This window comes from Kitasatospora griseola, assembly GCF_044999035.1.
In the GTDB taxonomy this organism is placed as follows: domain Bacteria; phylum Actinomycetota; class Actinomycetes; order Streptomycetales; family Streptomycetaceae; genus Kitasatospora; species Kitasatospora griseola.
On sequence record NZ_CP173360.1, the window covers coordinates 3,748,616 to 3,768,716 of the forward strand.

The following is a 20,101-nucleotide window of genomic DNA, read 5'->3' on the forward strand; positions in this document are numbered from 1 at the left end:
GCTCAGCCCTCCGGTCCGTCGACGACGAGGTCCGGCGAGGCGTCCGCCGGGTGGCGCAGCGGCTGCCCCGGGCGGCAGAGCGCCCGGATCCGGTCGGCCAGCCGCGGGTAGCGGGCGCTGAGGTCGTCGGCCTCCCCGCCCTCGTAGTCGGCGGCGACGAACCCGGGCGCCATGGTGCAGCCGAACAGCGACCAGTCGCCGCCCGGGGCCACCGATCCGCCCATCCAGGTGCCGGCCGGGATGATCAGCTGGACCTGCTGGCCGTTCAGCACGTCCGGCCCGAGCACCGCGATTTCGGCGTCGCCGTCGGGGTGCAGGAGGACCAACTCGACCGGTGCGCCCAGGTAGTGGTGCCAGACCTCGTCGCCGGGGAGCCGGTGCATGGCGGAGAACGTGTCGTCCTCCGCCGAGAGCAGCACCATGATCGCCGACCCGGCCGCCCGCCCGTCGTCCTGCGGAGCACCGGACCAGGTGCGGCGGAAGAGGCCGCCCTCCAGTGGCATGGGGCTCAGCCGGAAGAGCTCGGCGAGCGCCGCGGCCGTGGGTTTCTGACTGTCGGTCATGCGTCCGTCCCGTGGCCGGGCCCGGCCCCGGGGCGGGGCAGGGGGGATCAGGTCAGTCGGAGATCGGGGGGCAGGTGGTCCCAGAGGTTGAGGTGGAGCAGGCGCCACCGCCCGTTCTTCCAATCCAGCGCCACGATACCGCTGTTGTAGATCTGAAAGCACGTCAGATCGGTCTGTGCGACCACCCGCAGCAGGGTCTTGATCAACCCGCCGTGGGTGACGGCCAGCACCGGGCCGCCGACCTGCCCGCTCAGCTCCGCGAGTTCGGTCAGCGCCTCCTCGGCCTGCTCCCGGAACCGGAGGTAGCGCTCCGGGAGCCGGTACCCGGCGGGCACCGGCTCGAACGGGGCCGGCGCCCGGGGCAGTTCCTCCACCACGTGGAACGGGGCCTCCGTCAGGGTGGGCTGGATCTCGACCGGCAGGTCGAGTGCCCGGGAGACGTAGCCGGCCGTCTCCTGCGCGCGCTTCAGCGGGCTGGTGCGGAGGGCGGCGACCTCCAGCCGGCCCTTGCCGTCGAGGGCCGGGTGGTCGGCGAGCCAGGCGGCGAGCAGCTGTGCCTGCCGGTGCCCGGTGTCGCTGAGCGGGGTGTCCAGGTCGTCGCTCGGTTCGAGCTGCCAGGTCGACTGCCCGTGCCGGGCCAGGTAGATCTTCATGCCGCGCCCTCCGTCCGCCCGCCGTCGCCTCAGCGGCCGCCCATGCCCAGCGCCTTGGCCGACCGCTGGTACTTGATGTCCGCGGTGACCCGGGTGTCGAACCGCGCGCAGAGGTTCTCGGAGAGGGTCTTGATCAGGTCGACCACCCGCGGGTCCTTGGCCACCTCGGGGTCGATCCGCGGGTAGATCGCCAGCTCGACCTCGCTGACCGGCTTGACCTCGCGCTCGGCCTCCGGGAGGCGCAGGTTGCTGACGAACGCCCGGTCGATGCTGCACCGGAGCGCGTCGCGCTTGTCCAGCCAGACGAAGAACGTGTACCGGTAGTCGTCCAGCTTCAGGGCCGGGAACAGCTCCTGGGGCGGGATGCCGTAGTTCTCCTCCAGGTGCCGGCCGGGGTGCTCGATGTCCGTGCGGGCCAGCAGGCGCTTGACGACGGCCACGGCCTCGGGCGAGTCGGGGGCGCTCTGGATGGTGCGCTTCTCCTCGCCGTCGAAGACGTACCGGTGGTCCTTGCGGACGTGGTTCTCGTCCTGCGCGGCCTTGAAGGCGCAGAAGGCGTGGGTGATCTTGTTGCACGAGGTCCGCAGCAGCGCGCCGGTGCGCAGGATCCGGAAGTCCTCGGTGTCGTAGTAGATCGCCGTGTTGAGCGGCGGGGTGACCCGCGCGTTCTCCTTCTCGGCGATCTGGGCGCCCGGCACCAGGTCGCCGACGGTCGCGGCCATGTCGTCCAGCCAGGCGTAGTACGCCTCGTTGGAGACGGCGTCCATCTCGATCTTCAGGGCGAGCTGGTTGAACACCACGAAGTCGCCCTTCTTCGTGTAGACGGCCTCGTTCTCCGGCATCTTGGGCGTGGTGGTCACGGTGTCACTTCCTCTGCTCGTGTCCCCGGTCTCCCGGGGAGGGGTCGTGGTGGGTCGGACATCGGTGCCTGGGGAGGTGCCTTCGGAGGTGCCTGCGGAGGTGCGTTCGGACTCGGAGGTGCTGTCGGATCAGGGGGTGCCTTCGGACTCGGAGGTGCCCGCGGATCAGGGGAGCGGCAGGCCGGTGTCCACGCCGTCGAGGGCCTTGCTGCACAGGCAGTTCCGCTCCGCGGGGAGCTCGGTCACCAGGTCGAGGATCACGGTGCGCAGGCGTTCGATGTTCTCCGAGAAGACCTTGAGGACCTCCTCGTGGGTGACCCCTTCGCCGACCTCCACGCCCGCGTCGAGGTCGGTGACCATCGCGATGGACGTGTAGCAGAGGCCCAGTTCACGGGCGAGGGTCGCCTCGGGGTAGCCGGTCATGCCGACGACCGACCAGCCCTGCGCCGCGTGCCAGCGCGACTCGGCGCGGGTCGAGAAGCGGGGCCCCTGGATGACCACCAGGGTCCCGCCGTCCTGCGGCTCCCAGCCGGCCCGGCGGGCGACCGCCACCGCCTGCTGCCGACCGGCGGGGCAGTACGGGTCGGCGAGCGGGATGTGCACGACGTTGGGACGGAGGCCGTCGGCCCGCGGCTCGCCGTCGTAGAAGGTCTGCTCGCGGCCGTACGTCCGGTCCACCAGCTGGTCGGGCACCACGAGGGTGCCGGGGCCGAACTCGGGGCGCAGCCCGCCGGTCGCGCAGGGGGCGACCACCTGGCGCACGCCCACCGCCCGCAGCGCCCACAGGTTGGCGCGGTAGTTGATCCGGTGCGGGGGGAGCGAGTGGCTGCGCCCGTGGCGCGGCAGGAAGGCCACCCGGCGGCCGGCCAGCTCCCCGATCAGCAGCTTGTCGCTCGGCGCGCCGTACGGGGTGTCGACCGCCACCTCGGTGATGCCGTCGAGGAGGGAGTAGAAGCCCGATCCGCCGATGACGCCGATCGCGGCGCCGTCACTGTCACTCATCAAATGCCCCAAGGAGTCGTCTGGAACTGTTGCGTCCGAGTCATGCGGGAATTCGCGCGGCGTCCTCCGCCTCGTCCGATTCCTGCGGGCGAGGCTTTTCCGGGACGGTCAGCGGCAGGCCCCGCCGGACGATTCTGCCGAGCCAGGCGCCCGCCGCCTGCGAGGTGACCAGGGAGAGCAGGACGAGCGCGGTGAAGAGGTTCTCGTTGATCACGCCGGCGGCGAAGGAGGTGGAGGCGAGGACGATCCCCGGGCCGCCCCGCGCATTCATGGCGATCGCGATGTTGGCCGCCGAGGAATTGTCCTGCCCGGCGAGCCGCGCACCCAGCCACACACTGATCGATTTGACGATGCAGGCGAAAGCGAGGAACCAGCAGAAGAACACCGGGTCGAGATGGCGGGCGAGATCGAGCCGCAGCCCCACGATGGCGAAATACACCGGAACGAAGAACGCCAGCGTCATTTCCCTGAGCGCCGCCCCGGAGCCCCCGCCCCCGGCCGGCAGCGGAGTCGCACCCTCCCGGGCCCCGCCGGAAGCGCAGAGCCCGGCCATCAGCGCACCGAACACGGGGTCGATCCCCAGGCCGATGGCGGCGACGCACATCACGAACACCAGGATCATGCGGAAAGCCGCAGGGGCGCGGCCCTCGATCAGGTTGAAACGCGCCGACGCCAGCCTGTCGAACAGCATTCGACCGCGCCAGGCAAACGGTAGCATGAACATCAGTGGAGCGAGCGTGAAATAAGCCATCGATTCCCCGACGGTGTCGATCCCGAGGAGTTTCGGAAGACCGTAGGAATCTCCCGTCCGGGCCTGCGCCATGCCGAGGGTGACCGCCAGGACCACATAGAGGAGAATGTCCTCCACGACCGCCACGGCGAGGACTATTCGGGCGAATGCGGTGTCGATGACGCCCAGATCGATCATGATTCGGGAAATCACCGGAATGCTCGTGATGGCCACGGCCATTCCGAAGACCAGGGCCAGCGTGGCGGGCGACCCGTGCGGCCCGGCCAGGCCGTTCAGATCGACCGCCGTGGCGACCAGCAGCCCGAAGAGGAAGGGCAGCACCAGCCCGGACACCGCCACCCAGACCACCGTCCGGCGCTCGGTCCTGGCCCGTCGTCCCCGCATCTCCGTCCCCGTCAGATAGACCAGGAGGAGCAGCCCGATGTTGTACAGGGCGCCGAGGACGCCGGGCGTCGGACCGGTGGACGGGAAGAGCCAGTGCTGCGCCCCGGGGGCCAGCTGCCCCAGGACCGTCGGGCCCAGGCACAGGCCGCCGAGGATCTCGCCGATCACCGGCGGCTGCCGGATCGCGTTGAAGAGGTACCCGCCGATGTGCGCCGCGCCCAGCAGCGCGACCAGGGCGATCAGGAGGTGCGCGACGTCCACGGTTCTCGGCGACACGGCTACTCCCCCGCGGTCGAGTCGGTGTGCTGCTTGCCCGACCGCACGGCCTGCTCGACCAGTTCGGCGGCCGCCAGCCCGTCCTCGAAGGTCGCCAGGTCGGCCCGGGCGCCGGGGGCGCCGGCCAGGCGCGGGTAGGGGCTCATGGTGGCGGGGGCGTACGTCTGCTGGGCGGTGCGCGAGCCGCCGCGGAAGGTGAGGACGGCGGAGCCGTCGCTCGGGTCGGCCACCAGGCGCGCGCTGCCGAGGCTGCCCAGCGCGAAGAGTTCGAGCCGGCGGTGGCCCGCGCTGATCCGGGACACCGCCACCCGGGCCCGGGTGGCGGACGCCCGCAGCCAGCACTGGGCGAGGTCGTCGACGTCGGTGGGCACCGGGCCGTCGGCGCCGATGCGCTGCGCGTGGAGCTGTTCGGTCCAGCCCCACTCGACCGCCCAGTCCGGGACCCCGGTGGTGAACCGCAGCAGGTCGAAGGCGTGGGTCCCGAGCTCGGCCAGCGCCCCGCCGCCGGCCAGCTCCCGGCGCTCGCGCCAGGGCGAGGCGGCCGCCGGGCTCGCCTGCGAGTCGTCGTGGAAGTCGATCTCCAGGGTGAGCAGTTCGCCCAGCCGACGGTCCGCCAGGGCGTCCCGGAGGTCGCGGACGGCGGCGTTCTCCCGCCACTGGAAGGACACGAAGGCGTCGGCGCCGCTGTCCGCGGCGCGCTCGGCGAGCTTGCGGGCCCGCGCGGCGCTCGGTGCGAGCGGCGCCTCGCAGAGGACGCCGAGACCGCGTTCCAGGGCCGCCTCGATCAGTTCGTCGTGGGTGTCGGTGGGGGTGGCGACCACGACGAGCCCCGACTCGCGGGCGGCGAGCAGGGCGGGCGCGTCGTCGGTCACCGCGGCCGCGGGGGCCAGCGCGGCCGCGAGCCGCCGGGCCGACTCCCGGTCGCCGGCGCAGGCGACGGCGGTCAGCCGGAGGTCGGGGGCGCCGACGAGCCACCGGGCATGCGTGGCGCCCCGTCGGGTCCCGAGCAGAGCCACGTCCATGGCGGGTCGACCTTTCGTCGGCGGAGGGGTCGCGGTCACGGTCAGCCGTTCGAGGTGGCGGGCCACGCCGTCGTCGCTGTTGGCAGCGGTCACCTGGCCGACCACGGCCAGTACGTCCGGGTGGGCGTTCGCGACGGCGACCGCGGTGCCCGCCCAGGCGAGCATGGGCAGGTCGTTGGGCATGTCCCCGAAGGCGACGGTCTCCCAGTGCTCGACGCCGAGCCGGCGCACCAGCCGGGTCAGCGCCGTCGCCTTGTCGACCCCCGCCCGGGTCACCTCGCAGAACGCGGCGGTGGAGACCGTCACCTCGAAGCTGCTCGGCAGCCGCTCGCGCAGCGTCCGGTAGTAGTCGTGGGCGGTGCCGGGCGCCTGGACGATGAGCTTGCCGAAGCCGCGGTCGTCCAGGACGTCCTCCAGCCGGGCGCTGCGCACGGCCTCCCCGCAGAGCGCGGGGTCCAGGTCGAATCCGTCCTCCAGGACCAGTTCGAGCCGGCGTTCGGCGCCGAACGCGACCTCCGGCAGCACCTGGCGGATCTCGGTCAGGGCCTGGGCCGCCGCCTCCCGGGAGAGCGGACGGTAGTCGACAACCTCGTCGCGGGCGAAGTCGTAGGAGATCGAGCCGTTGCCGCAGATCGCGATGGAGCGGTGCCCCAGCGCCTCGGCGACGGGCCGGACGTCGCGCACCGGGCGACCGGTCGCGACGACGAAGATGTGGCCGTCCTCGGTGACCGCCCGCACGGCGGCGTGGGTCCGGTCGGTGACCCGGCCGGCGGGGTCGAGGAGCGTACCGTCCAGATCGCTGACTATCACCAGGCGGTTCATCGGTTCATCACTTCCAGTGAGGCGGTGTCGGTCGGTACGGTCGGCCCGCGCCCCACCGTGGTCGCCGCCAGCGTGGCGACGAGCATGGCGAGGCCGGGGATGAGAAGGACGGCCCACAGGTCGACCTGCTGCCGCGTCAGTCCGGCCAGCGACGAGCCGGCGGCGTTCCCGGTGAGCACCGCCGTCACCATCCAGGCGAAGGCCTCGGTGGCGGTGCCCCGCGGGGCCACCTCGCCGATGATGGAGAACCCGCAGGTCAGGATCGGGGCGAGGAACAGTCCGGCGCAGAAGACCAGGACGGTGGTGGGCAGCGGGGGCGCGTCCACCACCAGGGGCAGGTAGCAGACCGCCGAGGCGGCCAGCAGCAGCACCAGGCGGCGCGGCACCGGCAGCGGCCAGCTCCGGGCGCCGTACACCAGGCCCCCGATCAGGGCCCCCAGCGCGTTCGCGCCGAGCAGCACGCCGGAGAGGCCGGGCCGGCCGACGTGCTCCTGGTAGGCGACCATCGCGATGTTGAGCGCCCCGAGTCCGATCCCGATGCAGCCCAGGGTGAGCAGCAGCCGCCGCAGCACCGAGGAGCGCAGCGGCCCCGCCCAGTCGGGACGGCGGGGCTCCGCCCGCCAGCGGCGCACCGGCTCGGGCAGCAGGTAGCCCGCCGTGCCCACCAGCATCGCCAGCGCCGTCAGCGGCAGCACCGCCCCGGGCGAGAGCACGGCCGAGGTCAGCACCACCAGGAGCGGGCCGCTGACGAACACCACCTCCTGGAGCGAGGCGTCCAGCGCGAAGGCGGCGGCGATCGCCCGGGGGTCGGCCAGCATGCTCGGCCACAGCGTGCGCAGGCAGGGCTCCAGCGGCGGGGAGAACAGGCCGGCCACGCAGACCGCCCCGGCCGCGGCCGCCGCGCTCCGGCCGCCCGACGCCGTCAGCCAGAGCAGGCCCGCGGCGGAGCCGAGCGCGCTGGGCGCCAGGACCGCGGGCTGGCCGAACCGGTCCACCGCCCGCCCCAGCAGCGGTCCGCCGACGGCCGTGGAGAGGCCGTACAGCGCCGTGAGCAGGCCGACCGTGCCGAAGCCGAAGTGGTGCGAGCGGAGGAAGATGGCGATGCCGAGCGGGGCCATGCCGTTGGGCAGCCGGCCCAGCAGGTTGGTGGTGAAGAGGTACTTGGCGTGCGGGCTGCCCAGGCAGTCCCGGTAGGCGTGCGTCATCGGCCGGCTCTCATCTCAGTTCGCCGCGGCCGGGCCCGGCCGGAAGTCCAGGTCGACCCCGCCGAAGCCGTCGCCGGGCGCCAGCCGGACGCCGGCCGTTCCGTGCAGCCGCCGGGCGGCCCTGCCCTCGGCCAGCCGGACCCAGAGCCAGCCGGCCTCGTAGTCCAGTGACACGACGTCACTGGCCGGGGCCCGGTGCCGCGCCGAGCTGTACGGGGACAGCCGCCGGACGGCGTCCGCCGGGAGGCCGCGGACCTCCACGTCGAGCGGGGTGCTGTCCTCCGAGAGGACCAGCACCACCGGCGCGACGAACTCCGCGGGTGACGGTTGGTCGGCGCCGGGCCGCACCGGCGGTCCGCCGACCCGCACCCGCAGCCGGCCGCGCCCCGGCTCCCACTCGACCTCGACCGCCTCGGACACCGAGCCGTTCACCACACCACCCCATAGATCTGGTACCAACGATGTGCCAGGTCCGCACACTCCCGGGCGCCCAGGTGATGGAAGCCCCGCCGGTGCGTCCTTGCGGCCAACTCCCGCACGCACAGATAGAGTTCGGCGCTCACCAGGTCGTGCAGCGGCCCGGGGAGTTCGCCCCCGTCGGGCGAGCCGCACAGCCCGGAGAGCAGGTGGAGCGAACCGCGTGCCGTCCGGCAGACGGTCAGCCCCTCGTAGGTCTCGGTGATCGCGAGGCCGGGCAGCGGCCCGGGCGGCGCGGTGCACCAGCCCGGTTCCGGTGTCAGGACCACGCTGTCGTCCTTCAGTTCGTTCAGGGCGGTCGCGTCGCACACCAGCTCGCCGGTCAGGTCGACCACCACGTCCGCCCACCGCAGCGCCTCCTGGTGGCCGAGGGTGCGGTGGCCGGCGATGGCGGCCGCGCACGCCCGGATCGGATCGGGGTCGTGCACCCCGACCGTGGCGCCCAGCGTGTGGAGCGTCGCGGCCGCGGACGGCGCCCCGCCCTCGTACCCGACGAGGAGCACCCGGGACTTCGCCACCGTCCGGGCCAGCCGGCGGCGCAGCACCGACTCCAGGCCGTGCGCCATCGCCACCCCGGCGGGCCGGCTCACCAGCGCCCCCAGCGGACTGCCCGCGGTGCGGTAGACGGGGAGCTCCGGCTGCCGGCCGGCCGCCCAGCGGTGGCGGCCGTCGCCGGGTGACGCGCCCTCGACCACTCCGCGCAGCCCTTCCCCGGGAAGGCCGGCCTCGCGGCCCGTCACCGCCTGGCCGACCGGGCCCTGGACGATCACCGGGTCCGCAGTGCGGCGCGCCGCCCGGCTCGCGTACTCGACCGCCGCGCGGCCGATGTCCGAGGGCCGCTCGGGCACCAGCAGCGGGACGTCCTTGCCGATCGCGCCGCGCACCGACGAGTCGGCGGCCGCGACGGTGGTGACCACCGCGGCCAGGTCGAGGTCCGGCGCCAGTGCCCGCAGGTGGCTGAGGAAGGAGGCGCTCTCCCCGCTCAGGTCGGCCGCGACCACCAGCCGGGCCGGGCCGGCGGGATGGGCCCGGATCACTTCGGTCAGCAGCGGCATCCGGGGTCTGGCAACCGTGCCCGGAGCGGTCGCGGCGGCCTGCGAGGCGCCGGCGCCGTCCCCGACCACCAGCACCCGGCTGCCGGGGCCCGAGCCGCGTTCCAGGTGGAACGCCGTGTCGGAGATCAGGGTTCGCGTCAACACCGGCTCCTCGTCAGGCGTGATCACACGTACTGCAGTCGGTCCAGGCCGGCGACCTGCGGCTCGCCCAGTCGGGCGGGGCGGATCTCGGCCTCGCCGTAGACCAGGTCGACCGGCTGATCCTGCACCAGGTAGCCGACGCAGCGGGCCACCGACTCGGTGGTCATCTTGAGCGGCGTGTCGTCGGCCGCCCGGTTGGCGATCGCGCCGGGGCTGAGCAGGGTGGCCCGCACCCCGTTCGGCCGCTCCTCCAGCAGCAGGGTCTCCACCAGCGCCTTGAGCGCGCCCTTGGTCGCGGCGTAGGCGAACCCGCCCTCGAACCAGCGGGTGCCGGCGTGACTGCCCATCACCACGTAGCTGCCCGAACTGGCGCGCAGCGCCGGGAGGGTGGCCTGCACCAGCCGGAACACCGAGGTGAGGTTCACTGCGACGGACTCGTCCCAGTCCTCGGCGGAGAGCTCGCCCACGGTGGCGATCCGGCGGACCACGGCGTTCGCGACGCAGACGTCCAGCCGTCCGTGGCGTTCGAGCACCTCGGCCACCGCCCGCTCCGGCGCGGCCGGGTCGGCGAGGTCGCAGATCACCTCGGACAGCCAGTCCTGCCCCGCCGGGGTGCGGTTGAGGGCCGCCACCCGGTACCCGCGCCGGTGCAGTTCCGCGGCGATCGCCAGCCCGGTGCCCCGGTTGGCGCCGGTGACCAGGGCGACCCGGTCACCGGCCGGCTGCTCAGGCGAGCTCATCCAGCAGCCTCCGCCACGCGGTGGTGATCTCCTCGGCGGACGCGCCGCGGCGGAAGAGGTCCTTGTCGAGGGAGGAGCCGTCGGCGTGCCGCAGCCGCATGCAGTCCGGCGAGATCTCCGAGATGAGGACGGGCTGTCCGCCGTCCAGGCCGAAGATCACGCAGAAGTCCCACACCTGCACCGAGTCGAGCCACTCGATCAGCGAGGCGTTCACCCCGAGCGCCAGCCGGCGGAACTCGTCGACCGGCAGGTCCAGCGCCCGCAGGTAGTCCTCGCCGATGGGCTGGTCCTCCGGGTCGACCCGGTAGTCGAACTTCACCACCGGGCGCGGCAGCGGCTCGTACTCCTCGAACAGTCCGGGGTACTTCACCAGGGTGGAGCCGACCGCGCGGTTCTTGACGATCACCTCGAACGGCGGGGCCGGGTGGTACTCGGCCAGGTAGCTGACCGGGCCCAGCCGCCGCACGAAGGCGGTGCGGATGCCGGCCTTCTCCAGCCGGGCGGCCGCCCGCTCGTAGAAGTCCAGGCGCAACGGGCCGGTCTCCTCGACCAGTTCGTCGCGGCTGTAGGTGAAGCTCCGCAGGCTGGGGATCATCTCCACCATGCACAGGCCGTCGGGGAGCAGCCAGAGCCGCTTGCTGCGCCCCTGGATGTCGGGCTCGCGCTGTTCGCGAATCGCCTGCAGTTCCTGGTCGCTCGGAAGGGCGGAGGGTTGCATCGGACCCCTTGTCCTCGGTCGTGGGTGTGGGTGCGCGCGGCGGGCGTCCGATCAGGCCGGACGGGTGTGCCGGTGGTGCGCGAGAAGGACGAGCAGCAGTGTCTTGGCGTCGGCGGCCGGCTCCCGGAGCAGCCGGTCGACCGCCTCGGCCAGGGGGAGTTCGAGGACCTCGATGTCCTCGCCCTCGGCGGCGACGCCGCCTCCCGGGCCGGTCCGGTCGTCGGCGCGGTACTCGCCGGTGAACAGGTGCAGCCGTTCGGTGCTCAGTTGGGGGGCCGGGTACACGGTGGCCAGGCGGGTGAGCTCGCCGGCCCGGTAGCCGGTCTCCTCCTCCGCCTCCCGGCGGGCCGCCTCGGCGGGGTCGGCGCCGTCGGTGAGCCCGCCGGGCAGCTCGATCAGCCGTCCGTCGCCCGGCGTCGCCGCTCCGCCGTGGACCAGCACCGGCAGGCGGAGCTGCCGGGTGAGCAGGACCGTCCCGCGGTCCGGGTCGCTGAGCAGCACCGCGGCCCGGTCGCCGCGGCCCACGCTCAGCCGGTGGAGCCGACGGGTCCCCCCGTCGGCTCCGGGCACGTCCAGCGTGTACCGGCGCACGGCCAGCCAGTCGTCGAGCACCGTCTCCACCTCGCGGACGGAGGCGGTGCCCGACGACCCGGTCACGCTCGCGCGACCGTCCGGATCAGGCATCGGCACGGGTGCGCTCGATCGTGGCCTTCAGCCGTTCCAGCTTCTCGGTGAGCTCCGGCACCGAGAACATGACGTTGCCGTTCTGGGTGTTCGTGGACGGGTACGCGGTGTTGTAGACGTTGGAGAAGGTCCGCTCCCGGGGGCCGCGCAGCACCAGGGTGCAGACCATCGCCTCCAGCGGCAGGGCCACCCGGTGGATGCGGTGGTACTGCAGGTGGTACGCGTTGCCCTGGGACTCCACCGCCTGGTCGGTCATGGTCAGCCGGGTGTCGCCGACGAACTCGTAGAAGTTGCCGACGGACGCGGTGCCCAGCTTCTCCGGGCTGTACCGGTACTGGCGGAAGTTCACCGCGCCCGGCGATTCCTGCTTGCTGAAGTTCTGCGAGACCAGCCGGCCGGTCAGGATGGTCGACCAGAAGCTGAACCGGTGGTCGTGGATCAGCTCGTCGTGGAGCTCCTTCTCGCTGTACGGCGGGCTCCACAGGTGCAGGGTCAGCCGGTAGCCGCCGTTGTCGGTGTCCACCAGGACGATCTTGTCGAAGTGGTTGACGTGGCGGTAGGAGCGGTCCGCGATCACGGCCAGCGCGGCCGGGTCGCTCAGGTAGTCCTTGAGCAGAGCGGTGATCCGCTCCGGTCGCCCGAGCTCCCGGACCAGGGCCAGGTTGTAGGTGAGCCGACTGTCGTCGTCGGCCGGGTGGAGGCCGCTCACGAGGGCATCGAGATCCGCCGGGCGAATTTCCCCGAGATCAACGTCGAGCGGCATTTCTCTGGTCAAGTCCGAACCCCCTTTGCACAAATCGGCCGGACGAATCCGGTGGTTCCGGAAACGGATTCGCCGACGCACGGAAAATCGGCCTCGTGCCGACTTGGATCACCGTCCTATCTAGCCAGCCACGCCAGACGCGCGACAAGTATTCGAAGGTGATGGCCGCCCGGGCGGTCGGTCGGGGCGGGCGCTCGGGCGGGTCGGCGGTGCGCCCGCCGGAGCCCGTCGATCGGGCCGGTCGATGGTGCACCTACGGACGTGCGCGGCCATGCCCCATGATTGGCGGAGCCGCATTCGGGCGGCTTCACCGAATTCCGCCGCGATCTACCATCGACCGAGGGAAATTACGCCGCCATGGCCATCGAGGAAATCGACGACAAACTCCGCGCACTTCTGCTGGAACGGATCACGGACGTCTTCGACCATCCGAACCCGGGCGTGGTGTTCAAGGACATCGCGCCGCTCCTCGCGGACCCCGACGCGTTCGGCCCGCTCGTCGACGTCCTCGCCCGGTTCTGCACCGCCGTGGGCGCCGACAAGGTGGCCGGCCTGGAGGCCCGCGGGTTCATCCTGGCCGCCCCGGTGGCGCTGCGCGCGGGCCTCGGCTTCGTCCCGATCCGCAAGGCCGGCAAGCTCCCCGGCCCCACCCTGACCCAGCGGTACGACCTGGAGTACGGATCCGCCGAGGTGGAGATCCAGCGCTCCGCGTTCGCCCCGGGCGAGCGCGTCGTCGTGGTCGACGACGTGCTCGCCACCGGGGGCACCGTCGACGCCGCCCTCGCCCTGCTCCGGCGGGCCGGCGCGGACGTGGCCGGCGTCGCCGTCCTCCTCGAACTCGGCTTCCTGGCGGGCCGCTCCCGCCTGGCGACCGCGCTCGGCGGGGCGCCGCTCGGGGCGGTGCTGTCGATCTGAGGGGGCCGGAGCCGGGCTAGCCGAGGCGGTCGAGGAACGACAGGTCGTAGGGCGCCGCCAGCCCCACGATCACGTGCTCGGCCCCGGCCGCCAGGAACTCCTCGATCCGGTCGACCTCGGAGACGTCCACGAACGCCGAGCGCTCGATCGTGGACGGGTCCCGGCCGACCCGCTCGCACCACTCGTCCAGCAGCTTGTTCTTCCGGCGGTAGTCGTCCGCGGGGCCGAACGCGTTCCACAGGTCCGCGTGCTCGGCGACCAGCCGGAGGGTCACCTTCTCGCCGCCGCCGCCGATCAGCGTGCGCAGGCCGGGCGCGGCCGGGTTGAGCCGGGGCAGCCGCGCCCGGATCCGGACCAGCGCGTCCCCGAACTCGCGCAGCCGGACGGCGGGGCTCTCGAAGGGGTAGCCGTACTCGACGTACTCGCGCTCGCACCAGCCCGCACCGAGGCCGAGGACCAGCCGGCCGCCGCTCAGCAGGTTGACCGTCCGCGCCATGTCGGCGAGCAGGTCCGGGTTCCGGTAGGAGACGCAGCTGACCAGCGCGCCGAACGCGGCCCGCGAGGTGTCGACGGCCATCGCGGCGAGCAGCGACCAGCACTCGAAGTTCGGGCCGTTCGGGTCGCCCGGGGACACCGGGAAGAAGTGGTCGGGCACCCAGATCGAGTCGACTCCGGCGCGGTCGAGCTCCCGCCAGGCGTCGCGCAGCGGGTCGAGTTCGGTCCGTTCGGGCTGAAGTTGCACACCCAGCTTGAAGTCCCGCATCGGGAAAGCTCCTTGAGAGTGGTGGACCCGGTCGGTCACCGGGCCAGGTGACGGGCCAGTCGCAGCGCGAGGGCGGCCATGGTGAGCAGCGGATTCCAGGATCCGCGGGTCGGGAACAGCGCTCCGCCGGTGACGTAGAGGTTGTCGAGGCCGTGCAGCCGGCCGTGCAGGTCGGTGACCGACTCCTCCGGCGACTCCCCCATCCAGAGCGTCCCGGCCTCCAGGAAGGCGAACGGCATGCGCCGGGCGGCGACCGGTTCGGACTCCCACCGGCGGTGCTCGGGCGACCAGTACTCCAGCGCCGAGTCCCCCGCGACGAGCCTCAGCACCTCGTCGGTCGTCCGGTCCAGGGCGTCCCAGGCCCTGCGGTCCGACTCGTCCAGGTGGAACGCCCCCACCGTGGCGCCGTCCGCGTCGAGGTAGACCCGGCTCGGGGAGTCGGCCGCGCGCACCCCGGCCAGCTCGGTCACGCCGTTGACGAGGAAGACCACGTGGTCGGGGTCGGTCAGCCGCTCCGGGGTGCCCTCGCCGAAGACGTCGGGGAGCAGGCGGTAGACGGTCTCCACGTCCCGGCCCGGGTCGACGGTCGCGCTCGCGCTCAGGTGGAGCACGAACTCGCGGTCCTCGGTGGCGCCGTCCAGGTACAGCGCGGCGAGTTCGGGCCGGTCCGTGGCGAGGTCCTCGAACGCCGCCCGCGGCATCCGGCAGTTGAAGAAGCTGGCGGCGTTCCCGGCCAGGTTCGAGCCCGCCAGCCGGGTGGCCGAGGGGGGCAGCGAACGCAGCACCAGCTCGGTGTTCTCGACGGTGCCCGTCGCCAGCACGATCCGGGCGCCGCCGACCGCGAGCTCGCCCCGCGTCGTGCGGACGGCGGTCACCCGGCCGTCCTCGCAGGCAAGTCCGACGACCTTGCACCGCGGCAGGATGGCGACCGAGCCGCGGTGCCCGGCCAGCGCCTCGAACAGCAGCGGGACGGCGCTGAACTTCCTGGTCGCCCCGGGTTCGGTGGTGGCCGCCATGCCGAGCGGCGCGTCCAGCAGGCTCGGGTCCGCGGGGAGGACGAGCTGCGAGTCCGGCCCGGTCCCCTCGTGGATCCGCTGCCGGAGCCGGGAGTTCAGGTTCCCGAACTCCGGGCCAAGCTCGGAGGCCCGGCGGACCCCGACGATCCGCTTCGCCTCGGCCCACTCCTCGTCCAACTCGTCGACCACGGCCTTCGGCCACCCGGCCAGCTGCTGCGCCGTCGGCTGCGGGCTGGCCCCGCTCCAGAACAGCGTCCGCCCGCCGAGGTACGGGACCTGCGAGACGAGTTCGAGATCCCCCTCGGAGCGCCAGGGGTTGGCGACCGCACGGTCCATCAGCGGCTGGAGCACCGCACCGAGGTTCTGCACGTGGTCGGGCAGCAGGTACGGGCCCTGCTCCAGGAGCAGCACCCGGGTGTCGGGGGCGAGCTGGAGCAGCTTCTTCAGCGTCACCGCCGCGGTGGCGCCGCCACCGACGACGATGACGTCGAAGTCGCCCGCGGCGGCCTCCTCGAAGGTGGCGAGGAGGATCTCCTCCAGCCCTCCGGCCGGATCCGCCTGACTGCCGGGCGCTACCATCGCGACTCCTCTCGTGACCCCCGAATCGTGATCAGGAACCTAAGGCAGCCGATGGTCACGAACCAGATGAACTTCCGACCGGTCCGACGAGGCCGCCGATCGAGCACCGCTCCCGCGCCGTTCTCCGCTACGTTGGACCGAAAGCCGCACCGAAGGAGCCACGTGGCCCATTTGACGGATCGTCAACTGCCCGAAGACGTCACCGACTTCTCGGCCCGCGACGCCGAACTGGACCAGGCGCCCCCGGAGCTCACCGACCTCCCCGGCCTGCGCCGGCTCGACCTGTCCGGCAACCGGCTGAGCGACCTGCCGCAGAGCCTGTCGGCCCTCCGCCGGCTGACCGAACTCCGGCTCGACCGGAACGCCTTCCGTCACCTGCCGCGGCCCGTCGGCGAGCTCGCCGGCCTCGAACTGCTGACGCTGTACAAGAACGAACTGGCGACTCTGCCCGACTGGATCGAGAACCTCCGCGGCCTGCGCCACCTGAACCTCGGCGACAACCGCCTCACCCGCGTACCCGAGGGCATCGGCGCGCTGAGCCGCCTGCACACCCTCGACCTGGGGCACAACGCGCTCACCGAACTGCCCGGGTCGATCGGCCGGCTGGCCGGCCTCGACCGCTACCTCTACGCGAGCAACAACCGGTTCACCAGCGTGCCGGCGGCCCTGTGCGACCTCACCCGGCTGCGCTACCTGAACCTCACCGACAACCTGCTCCAGAGCCTCCCGGAGCGCTTCGGGGACCTGGCCGCCCTGCAGGAGCTGCGCCTCTACAACAACCGGCTGGCCAGCCTGCCCGACTCGATCGGCCGACTCTCCCGCCTGCGCGAGGCCCACCTGATGGGGAACCGGCTGACCGCCCTGCCCGACACCCTGGCCGGCCTGACCGAGCTCCGCGAACTGCGGCTGACCGACAACCACCTGCTCGGCCTCCCCGAGCAGATCGGCCGCCTGGAGCGGCTGCGGATCCTCGACCTGCGCAACAACCGCGTCCGGGAACTGCCCGCCGCCGTCGGGGAGCTGACCGCCCTCACCCATCTCGACCTGCGCAACAACGCGCTGACCCGGCTCCCGGACTCGCTGGCCCGCCTCCCCCGCCTGGAGAAGCTCGACCTGCGGTGGAACCTCATCGACCCGCTGCCGACCTGGATCGCCGACCTCGAACAGCGCGGGTGCGTCGTCCTGCTCTGACCGCCGGCACCGGCCGAGAAACGGCGCAGGCCCCCCGCCCGAACGGACGAAGGGCCTGCGACCTGCGACTTCTCTGTGCCCCAGACAGGAATCGAACCTGCGACACCGGCTTTAGGAGAGCCGTGCTCTATCCCCTGAGCTACTGAGGCCCGGCCGCCGGGACACCCGACGACCGCTCACAGCCTAGCGGATCGGGCCCACCGGGTGGCCGCCGCAGCGGACGGGGCACGGGGGCGGGGCGTGGCCTTACGGTGGATTTGCTCGTTCTTGTGGCAGATCCGACCCCTCCGAAAGGCACCGGTCCCGTGACTTCCTCCCCCCAGACTCCGTTCGGCGGCCTCGGCAGGATCCTGGTGATCATCCCGACCTACAACGAGGCGGAGAACGTCGAACGGATCGTCTCCCGGGTCCGGGCCGCCGTCCCGGAGGCCCACGTGCTGGTCGCCGACGACAACAGCCCGGACGGAACGGGCAAGTTGGCGGACGGGCTGGCCGCGGACGACGAGCAGGTGAAGGTGCTGCACCGGAAGGGCAAGGAGGGCCTCGGCGCGGCCTACCTGGCCGGATTCCGGTGGGGCATCGAGAACGGGTACGACGTGCTGGTGGAGATGGACGCGGACGGCTCGCACCAGCCGGAGGAACTGCCGCGGCTGCTCACCGCACTGCACAGCGCGGACCTGGTGCTGGGCTCGCGCTGGGTGCCGGGCGGCGCGGTGGTGAACTGGCCGAAGTCGCGGCTGCTGCTCTCCAAGGGCGGCTCGACCTACTCCCGGCTGATGCTGAACGTGCCGATCCGCGACGTCACCGGCGGCTACCGGGCGTTCCGGAAGGAGACCCTGCTGGGCCTCGGCATGGACCAGGTCGCCTCGCAGGGCTACTGCTTCCAGGTCGACCTGGCCTGGCGGGCCGTCAAGGCCGGCTTCAAGGTGGCCGAAGTCCCGATCACCTTCGTCGAGCGCGAGCACGGCGCGTCCAAGATGAGCCGCAGCATCGTCGCGGAGGCCCTCTGGCGGGTCACCGCCTGGGGCGTCTCCGACCGGGTGTCCCGACTCACCGGCAAGCGCTGAGCCCGGCCGCGAAAAAGCCTCCGCGGGCCGGCGGCACCAGGTGCGACCGGCCCGCGGAGGCCTTGGAACAGTCCGGGCGGGCTCAGCCGAGGCGCAGCAGCCGGGAGCTGATGGACGGCGGGGCGAGGTCCGACCGGAGGGTCACCGGGACCTCGATCCGGTCGTCGCCGTCGCCCGCCGACAGCGTGCCGACCTGGGTGCCGGCCGGCAGGGTGTGGGCGATCTTGCCGATCGGGGTGAGGGTCAGGTGCGCGGTGATGCCGGACCAGCCCGCCACCGTGAGGTCCTTGGCGGCCACCACCGGGACCTTGCCGCCCACGCCGTCGTCGACGAAGCCGACCACGTCGCCCTGCTTGGCCAGGGTCTGCCCGGTCAGCGCGGACTGAGCGGCCACGTTGATCTTCTGGCTGACCGGCTGGGCCGCGTTCACCAGGCTCGGCTCCTCCTTGGTGGCCGGCTGGCCCAGGGTGACGCCGAGCAGGGTCCGCTTGACGCCGCCGATCTCCTTGACCGCCGCCCACATGAAGCAGGACTGCGCGGGAGTGGACGACCCGGTCTTGCCGCCGATCATGCCGTTCTTCCCGAGCACCTTGTTGGTGTTGTAGACCCGCTGGCCGTTGAACTTGGTGTCGGGCTCGGCGATGACCTGCCGGAAGATCTCGTCCTTCATCACCTGCTCGGCCAGCTTCAGCTGGTCCTTGGCCGTCGACTTGGTGTCGTTGTTGTACCCGGCCGGGTCGGCGTAGGTGGTGTTGGTCATGCCGAACTGCTTGGCGGTGTCGTTCATCTTCTTGATGAACGCCTCCTCGCTGCCGGAGTCCCAACGTGCCAGCAGGCGGGCCACGTTGTTCGCCGACGGCAGCATCAGCATCTCCAGCGCCTCGTACTGGCTGATCTGCTGACCCTCCGTCAGGGTGACCTTCGACTCGTCGGCGTTCGACGACTCCTGCGCGGCCTGCTTGTCGACCGTGAGCATCGGGCCGCTCTGGCCCTTCTTCAGCGGGTGCGCCTGCAGGATCAGGTACGCGTTCATCACCTTGGTGACGGACGCGATCGGCACCGGCGTCTGCTCGCCGGACGTGCCCAGATCACCCACCCCGACCACCTCGGCCGCGGCCTGCCCCTTGGCCGGCCACGGAATGCTCAACTGCTCGCCCTGGAAGGTGAACGAGTCGGCCAGCCCGAGCTTCGCCTTCGGCGCGGGCAGCGGACGCAGCAGCTGCACCGCCGCCAGCACGCCGAACACCACGACCAGGAAGACGCCCCAGATCACCACCCGCTTCATCGCCCGCCGGAACGGGGTCATCGGCCGGGCGCTCAGCGCCTTCAGCACCTCCAGCGCCTCGACGGTGCTCTCCGGCCCGACCGGCTCGGGTGCGGGCGCGGTGACCACCGGAGCCGCGACGGGGGCGGCCGCCGCGGGGGCGGGCTTCGGCGCGGGGGCGGGCTTCGGGGCGGGAGAAGGCTTCGGGGCGGGACTCGGCTTCGGAGCGGGCTTGGGCGTGGGCTCGTCCTTGGGCAGCCGCAGCATGACGGTCCGCTCGGGCCCGGACGACGCCTCGTCGGCCTCGTCGGACTCCTCCGCCGTCTCCGCCTTCTCCGCCTTCCCGATGCGCAGCGTCATGGTCGGCTCGGGCGCGGCCGGAACCGACTTCTCCTCCGCCTCCTCGACCTTCTCCATGCGCAGCGTCATCGTGGGCTCGGACACGGCCGGAGCGGACGCCTCCTCGGCCTCCGCCGCCTCTGCCTTCTCCGCCTTCCCGATGCGCAGCGTCATCGTGGGCTCGGGCGCGGCCGGAACCGGCTTCTCCTCCGCCTCCTCGACCTTCTCGATGCGCAAGGTCATCGTGAGCTCGGACGCGGCGGGAACCGCCTCCTCGGCCTCCGGCTCCTCGGCCTCTTCCGCCTTCTCGGCCTTCTCCGCCTTCTCGGCCTTCTCCGCCTTCTCGGCCTTCTCCGCCTTCTCGGCCTTCTCCGCCTTCTCGGCCTTCTCCGGCTCCTCGGCCTTCTCCGCCTTCTCAGCCTCGGGCTCGTCCGACTTCGCCGACTTCTCCGACTTCTCGACGCGCAGCGTCATCGTCGGCTCCGGCGCGGCCGGAACGGACTCCGCCTCGCCCTCGGGCTCGTCCTCGGCCTCGGCCGCCTCCGCCCCCTCCTCTTCCTTCCCCTTCTCCTTCTCCTCTTCCCTCGGCTTGGCGGCGGTGAGCGCGGCGCCGGCCTCCGGGAGGTCCAGGTCGGACTCGGGCGAGGTCGCGGGTTCGTCGGTGTCGCGGGCGCGGAGGTGCACGGTGGAGCCGCCCTCGCGAGGAGCTCGCTCCTCGGCCTCGGCCGGCCGCGTCCTGCCGTCGCGCGGCTCGCTCTGCGGGGACTCGCCCACGTAACCCACTCCTCCTCGTCCGCCCCGGCGGTTGCCGGTCCGATCACACAAGCTGGTTTTTTTCGGGCGGGTTCTCG

At 72.5% G+C, this 20,101-nt stretch carries 19 protein-coding genes and 1 tRNA gene; 3 read left to right on the plus strand and 17 right to left on the minus strand.

Going from position 1 to position 20,101, the window contains the following annotated elements; translation table 11 throughout:
• Nucleotides 1-2: 2 nt before the first annotated feature.
• From ACI1MP_RS16795 to ACI1MP_RS16855, 13 genes are all read right to left on the minus strand, one after another.
• Nucleotides 3-563 carry a cupin domain-containing protein gene (locus ACI1MP_RS16795; protein WP_380338062.1) on the minus strand — a complete coding sequence of 187 codons (561 nt, stop codon included), beginning with the start codon at nt 561-563 and terminating at the stop codon, nt 3-5.
• Nucleotides 564-610: 47 nt separating this feature from the next.
• A complete protein-coding gene (locus tag ACI1MP_RS16800) occupies nt 611-1,216 on the minus strand; it encodes a histidine phosphatase family protein (protein ID WP_380338064.1) in 606 nt (201 codons plus the stop codon).
• Nucleotides 1,217-1,245: 29 nt separating this feature from the next.
• Nucleotides 1,246-2,076: a hypothetical protein gene (locus tag ACI1MP_RS16805; RefSeq protein WP_404868936.1), complete on the minus strand. Its 831-nt coding sequence runs from the start codon at nt 2,074-2,076 to the stop codon at nt 1,246-1,248.
• A 165-nt stretch (nt 2,077-2,241) separates the two neighbouring features.
• A complete protein-coding gene (locus ACI1MP_RS16810) occupies nt 2,242-3,078 on the minus strand; it encodes an S-methyl-5'-thioadenosine phosphorylase (RefSeq protein WP_100587420.1) in 837 nt (278 codons plus the stop codon).
• 40 nt (nt 3,079-3,118) lie between these two features.
• Complete coding sequence (locus ACI1MP_RS16815) at nt 3,119-4,474, minus strand: cation:proton antiporter (RefSeq protein WP_404868937.1); 1,356 nt, start codon at nt 4,472-4,474, stop codon at nt 3,119-3,121.
• Between the two features lie 17 nt (nt 4,475-4,491).
• The gene (locus tag ACI1MP_RS16820; protein ID WP_404868938.1) at nt 4,492-6,333 is read right to left on the minus strand and encodes a Cof-type HAD-IIB family hydrolase; all 1,842 of its coding nucleotides are present in this window, start codon (nt 6,331-6,333) and stop codon (nt 4,492-4,494) included.
• Complete coding sequence (locus ACI1MP_RS16825; RefSeq protein WP_404868939.1) at nt 6,330-7,538, minus strand: MFS transporter; 1,209 nt, start codon at nt 7,536-7,538, stop codon at nt 6,330-6,332. The genes ACI1MP_RS16820 and ACI1MP_RS16825 overlap by 4 nt, the downstream gene beginning before the upstream one ends.
• Before the next feature lie 15 nt (nt 7,539-7,553).
• Nucleotides 7,554-7,970 (minus strand): hypothetical protein, encoded by a 417-nt coding sequence (locus tag ACI1MP_RS16830; RefSeq protein WP_404868940.1) that lies wholly within the window; start codon nt 7,968-7,970, stop codon nt 7,554-7,556.
• Nucleotides 7,967-9,211, minus strand: coding sequence for a hypothetical protein (locus tag ACI1MP_RS16835; RefSeq protein WP_404868941.1), 1,245 nt, complete (start codon nt 9,209-9,211; stop codon nt 7,967-7,969). The genes ACI1MP_RS16830 and ACI1MP_RS16835 overlap by 4 nt, the downstream gene beginning before the upstream one ends.
• Nucleotides 9,212-9,234: 23 nt before the next feature.
• Nucleotides 9,235-9,951 carry an SDR family NAD(P)-dependent oxidoreductase gene (locus tag ACI1MP_RS16840; protein WP_363480121.1) on the minus strand — a complete coding sequence of 239 codons (717 nt, stop codon included), beginning with the start codon at nt 9,949-9,951 and terminating at the stop codon, nt 9,235-9,237.
• Nucleotides 9,938-10,669: a phosphoribosylaminoimidazolesuccinocarboxamide synthase gene (locus ACI1MP_RS16845; RefSeq protein WP_100587427.1), complete on the minus strand. Its 732-nt coding sequence runs from the start codon at nt 10,667-10,669 to the stop codon at nt 9,938-9,940. The genes ACI1MP_RS16840 and ACI1MP_RS16845 overlap by 14 nt, the downstream gene beginning before the upstream one ends.
• Nucleotides 10,670-10,720: 51 nt before the next feature.
• On the minus strand, nt 10,721-11,326 hold the full coding sequence (locus tag ACI1MP_RS16850) for an NUDIX domain-containing protein (protein ID WP_404868942.1): 606 nt from the start codon (nt 11,324-11,326) through the stop codon (nt 10,721-10,723).
• A 19-nt stretch (nt 11,327-11,345) separates the two neighbouring features.
• Nucleotides 11,346-12,062, minus strand: coding sequence for a hypothetical protein (locus ACI1MP_RS16855; protein WP_380338086.1), 717 nt, complete (start codon nt 12,060-12,062; stop codon nt 11,346-11,348).
• 411 nt (nt 12,063-12,473) lie between these two features.
• On the opposite strand from ACI1MP_RS16855, the gene ACI1MP_RS16860 reads away from it, so the two are divergent.
• Nucleotides 12,474-13,031 (plus strand): adenine phosphoribosyltransferase, encoded by a 558-nt coding sequence (locus tag ACI1MP_RS16860; protein WP_404868943.1) that lies wholly within the window; start codon nt 12,474-12,476, stop codon nt 13,029-13,031.
• Between the two features lie 16 nt (nt 13,032-13,047).
• Here the strand turns inward: ACI1MP_RS16860 and ACI1MP_RS16865 are convergent, their stop codons facing one another.
• Nucleotides 13,048-13,794, minus strand: a complete 747-nt coding sequence (locus tag ACI1MP_RS16865; RefSeq protein ID WP_404868944.1) for an LLM class F420-dependent oxidoreductase — start codon at nt 13,792-13,794, stop codon at nt 13,048-13,050.
• Nucleotides 13,795-13,829: 35 nt separating this feature from the next.
• Nucleotides 13,830-15,389 (minus strand): GMC oxidoreductase, encoded by a 1,560-nt coding sequence (locus tag ACI1MP_RS16870; protein ID WP_404868945.1) that lies wholly within the window; start codon nt 15,387-15,389, stop codon nt 13,830-13,832.
• Nucleotides 15,390-15,551: 162 nt separating this feature from the next.
• Between ACI1MP_RS16870 and ACI1MP_RS16875 the strand changes: the two genes are divergently transcribed.
• Nucleotides 15,552-16,580: a leucine-rich repeat domain-containing protein gene (locus ACI1MP_RS16875; RefSeq protein WP_380338096.1), complete on the plus strand. Its 1,029-nt coding sequence runs from the start codon at nt 15,552-15,554 to the stop codon at nt 16,578-16,580.
• Nucleotides 16,581-16,656: 76 nt separating this feature from the next.
• Here the strand turns inward: ACI1MP_RS16875 and ACI1MP_RS16880 are convergent.
• Nucleotides 16,657-16,729: transfer RNA gene (locus tag ACI1MP_RS16880), tRNA-Arg, on the minus strand.
• Between the two features lie 156 nt (nt 16,730-16,885).
• Here ACI1MP_RS16880 and ACI1MP_RS16885 point away from each other — a divergent pair.
• Complete coding sequence (locus tag ACI1MP_RS16885) at nt 16,886-17,647, plus strand: polyprenol monophosphomannose synthase (RefSeq protein ID WP_380338098.1); 762 nt, start codon at nt 16,886-16,888, stop codon at nt 17,645-17,647.
• A gap of 82 nt (nt 17,648-17,729) precedes the next feature.
• Here ACI1MP_RS16885 and ACI1MP_RS16890 read toward each other — a convergent pair whose 3' ends face one another.
• Nucleotides 17,730-20,024: a D-alanyl-D-alanine carboxypeptidase family protein gene (locus ACI1MP_RS16890; protein WP_404868946.1), complete on the minus strand. Its 2,295-nt coding sequence runs from the start codon at nt 20,022-20,024 to the stop codon at nt 17,730-17,732.
• Nucleotides 20,025-20,101 lie beyond the last annotated feature (77 nt).

Excerpts from the sequence above, each read along its gene's own strand:
- ACI1MP_RS16795 (WP_380338062.1), bottom strand. The coding sequence starts at position 563 with ATGACCGACAGTCAGAAACCCACGGCCGCGGCGCTCGCCGAGCTCTTC.
- ACI1MP_RS16870 (WP_404868945.1), bottom strand. The coding sequence starts at position 15,389 with ATGGTAGCGCCCGGCAGTCAGGCGGATCCGGCCGGAGGGCTGGAGGAG.
- ACI1MP_RS16845 (WP_100587427.1), bottom strand. The coding sequence starts at position 10,669 with ATGCAACCCTCCGCCCTTCCGAGCGACCAGGAACTGCAGGCGATTCGC.
- ACI1MP_RS16860 (WP_404868943.1), top strand. The coding sequence starts at position 12,474 with ATGGCCATCGAGGAAATCGACGACAAACTCCGCGCACTTCTGCTGGAA.
- ACI1MP_RS16865 (WP_404868944.1), bottom strand. The coding sequence starts at position 13,794 with ATGCGGGACTTCAAGCTGGGTGTGCAACTTCAGCCCGAACGGACCGAA.
- ACI1MP_RS16820 (WP_404868938.1), bottom strand. The coding sequence starts at position 6,333 with ATGAACCGCCTGGTGATAGTCAGCGATCTGGACGGTACGCTCCTCGAC.
- ACI1MP_RS16810 (WP_100587420.1), bottom strand. The coding sequence starts at position 3,078 with ATGAGTGACAGTGACGGCGCCGCGATCGGCGTCATCGGCGGATCGGGC.
- ACI1MP_RS16800 (WP_380338064.1), bottom strand. The coding sequence starts at position 1,216 with ATGAAGATCTACCTGGCCCGGCACGGGCAGTCGACCTGGCAGCTCGAA.
- ACI1MP_RS16840 (WP_363480121.1), bottom strand. The coding sequence starts at position 9,951 with ATGAGCTCGCCTGAGCAGCCGGCCGGTGACCGGGTCGCCCTGGTCACC.
- ACI1MP_RS16825 (WP_404868939.1), bottom strand. The coding sequence starts at position 7,538 with ATGACGCACGCCTACCGGGACTGCCTGGGCAGCCCGCACGCCAAGTAC.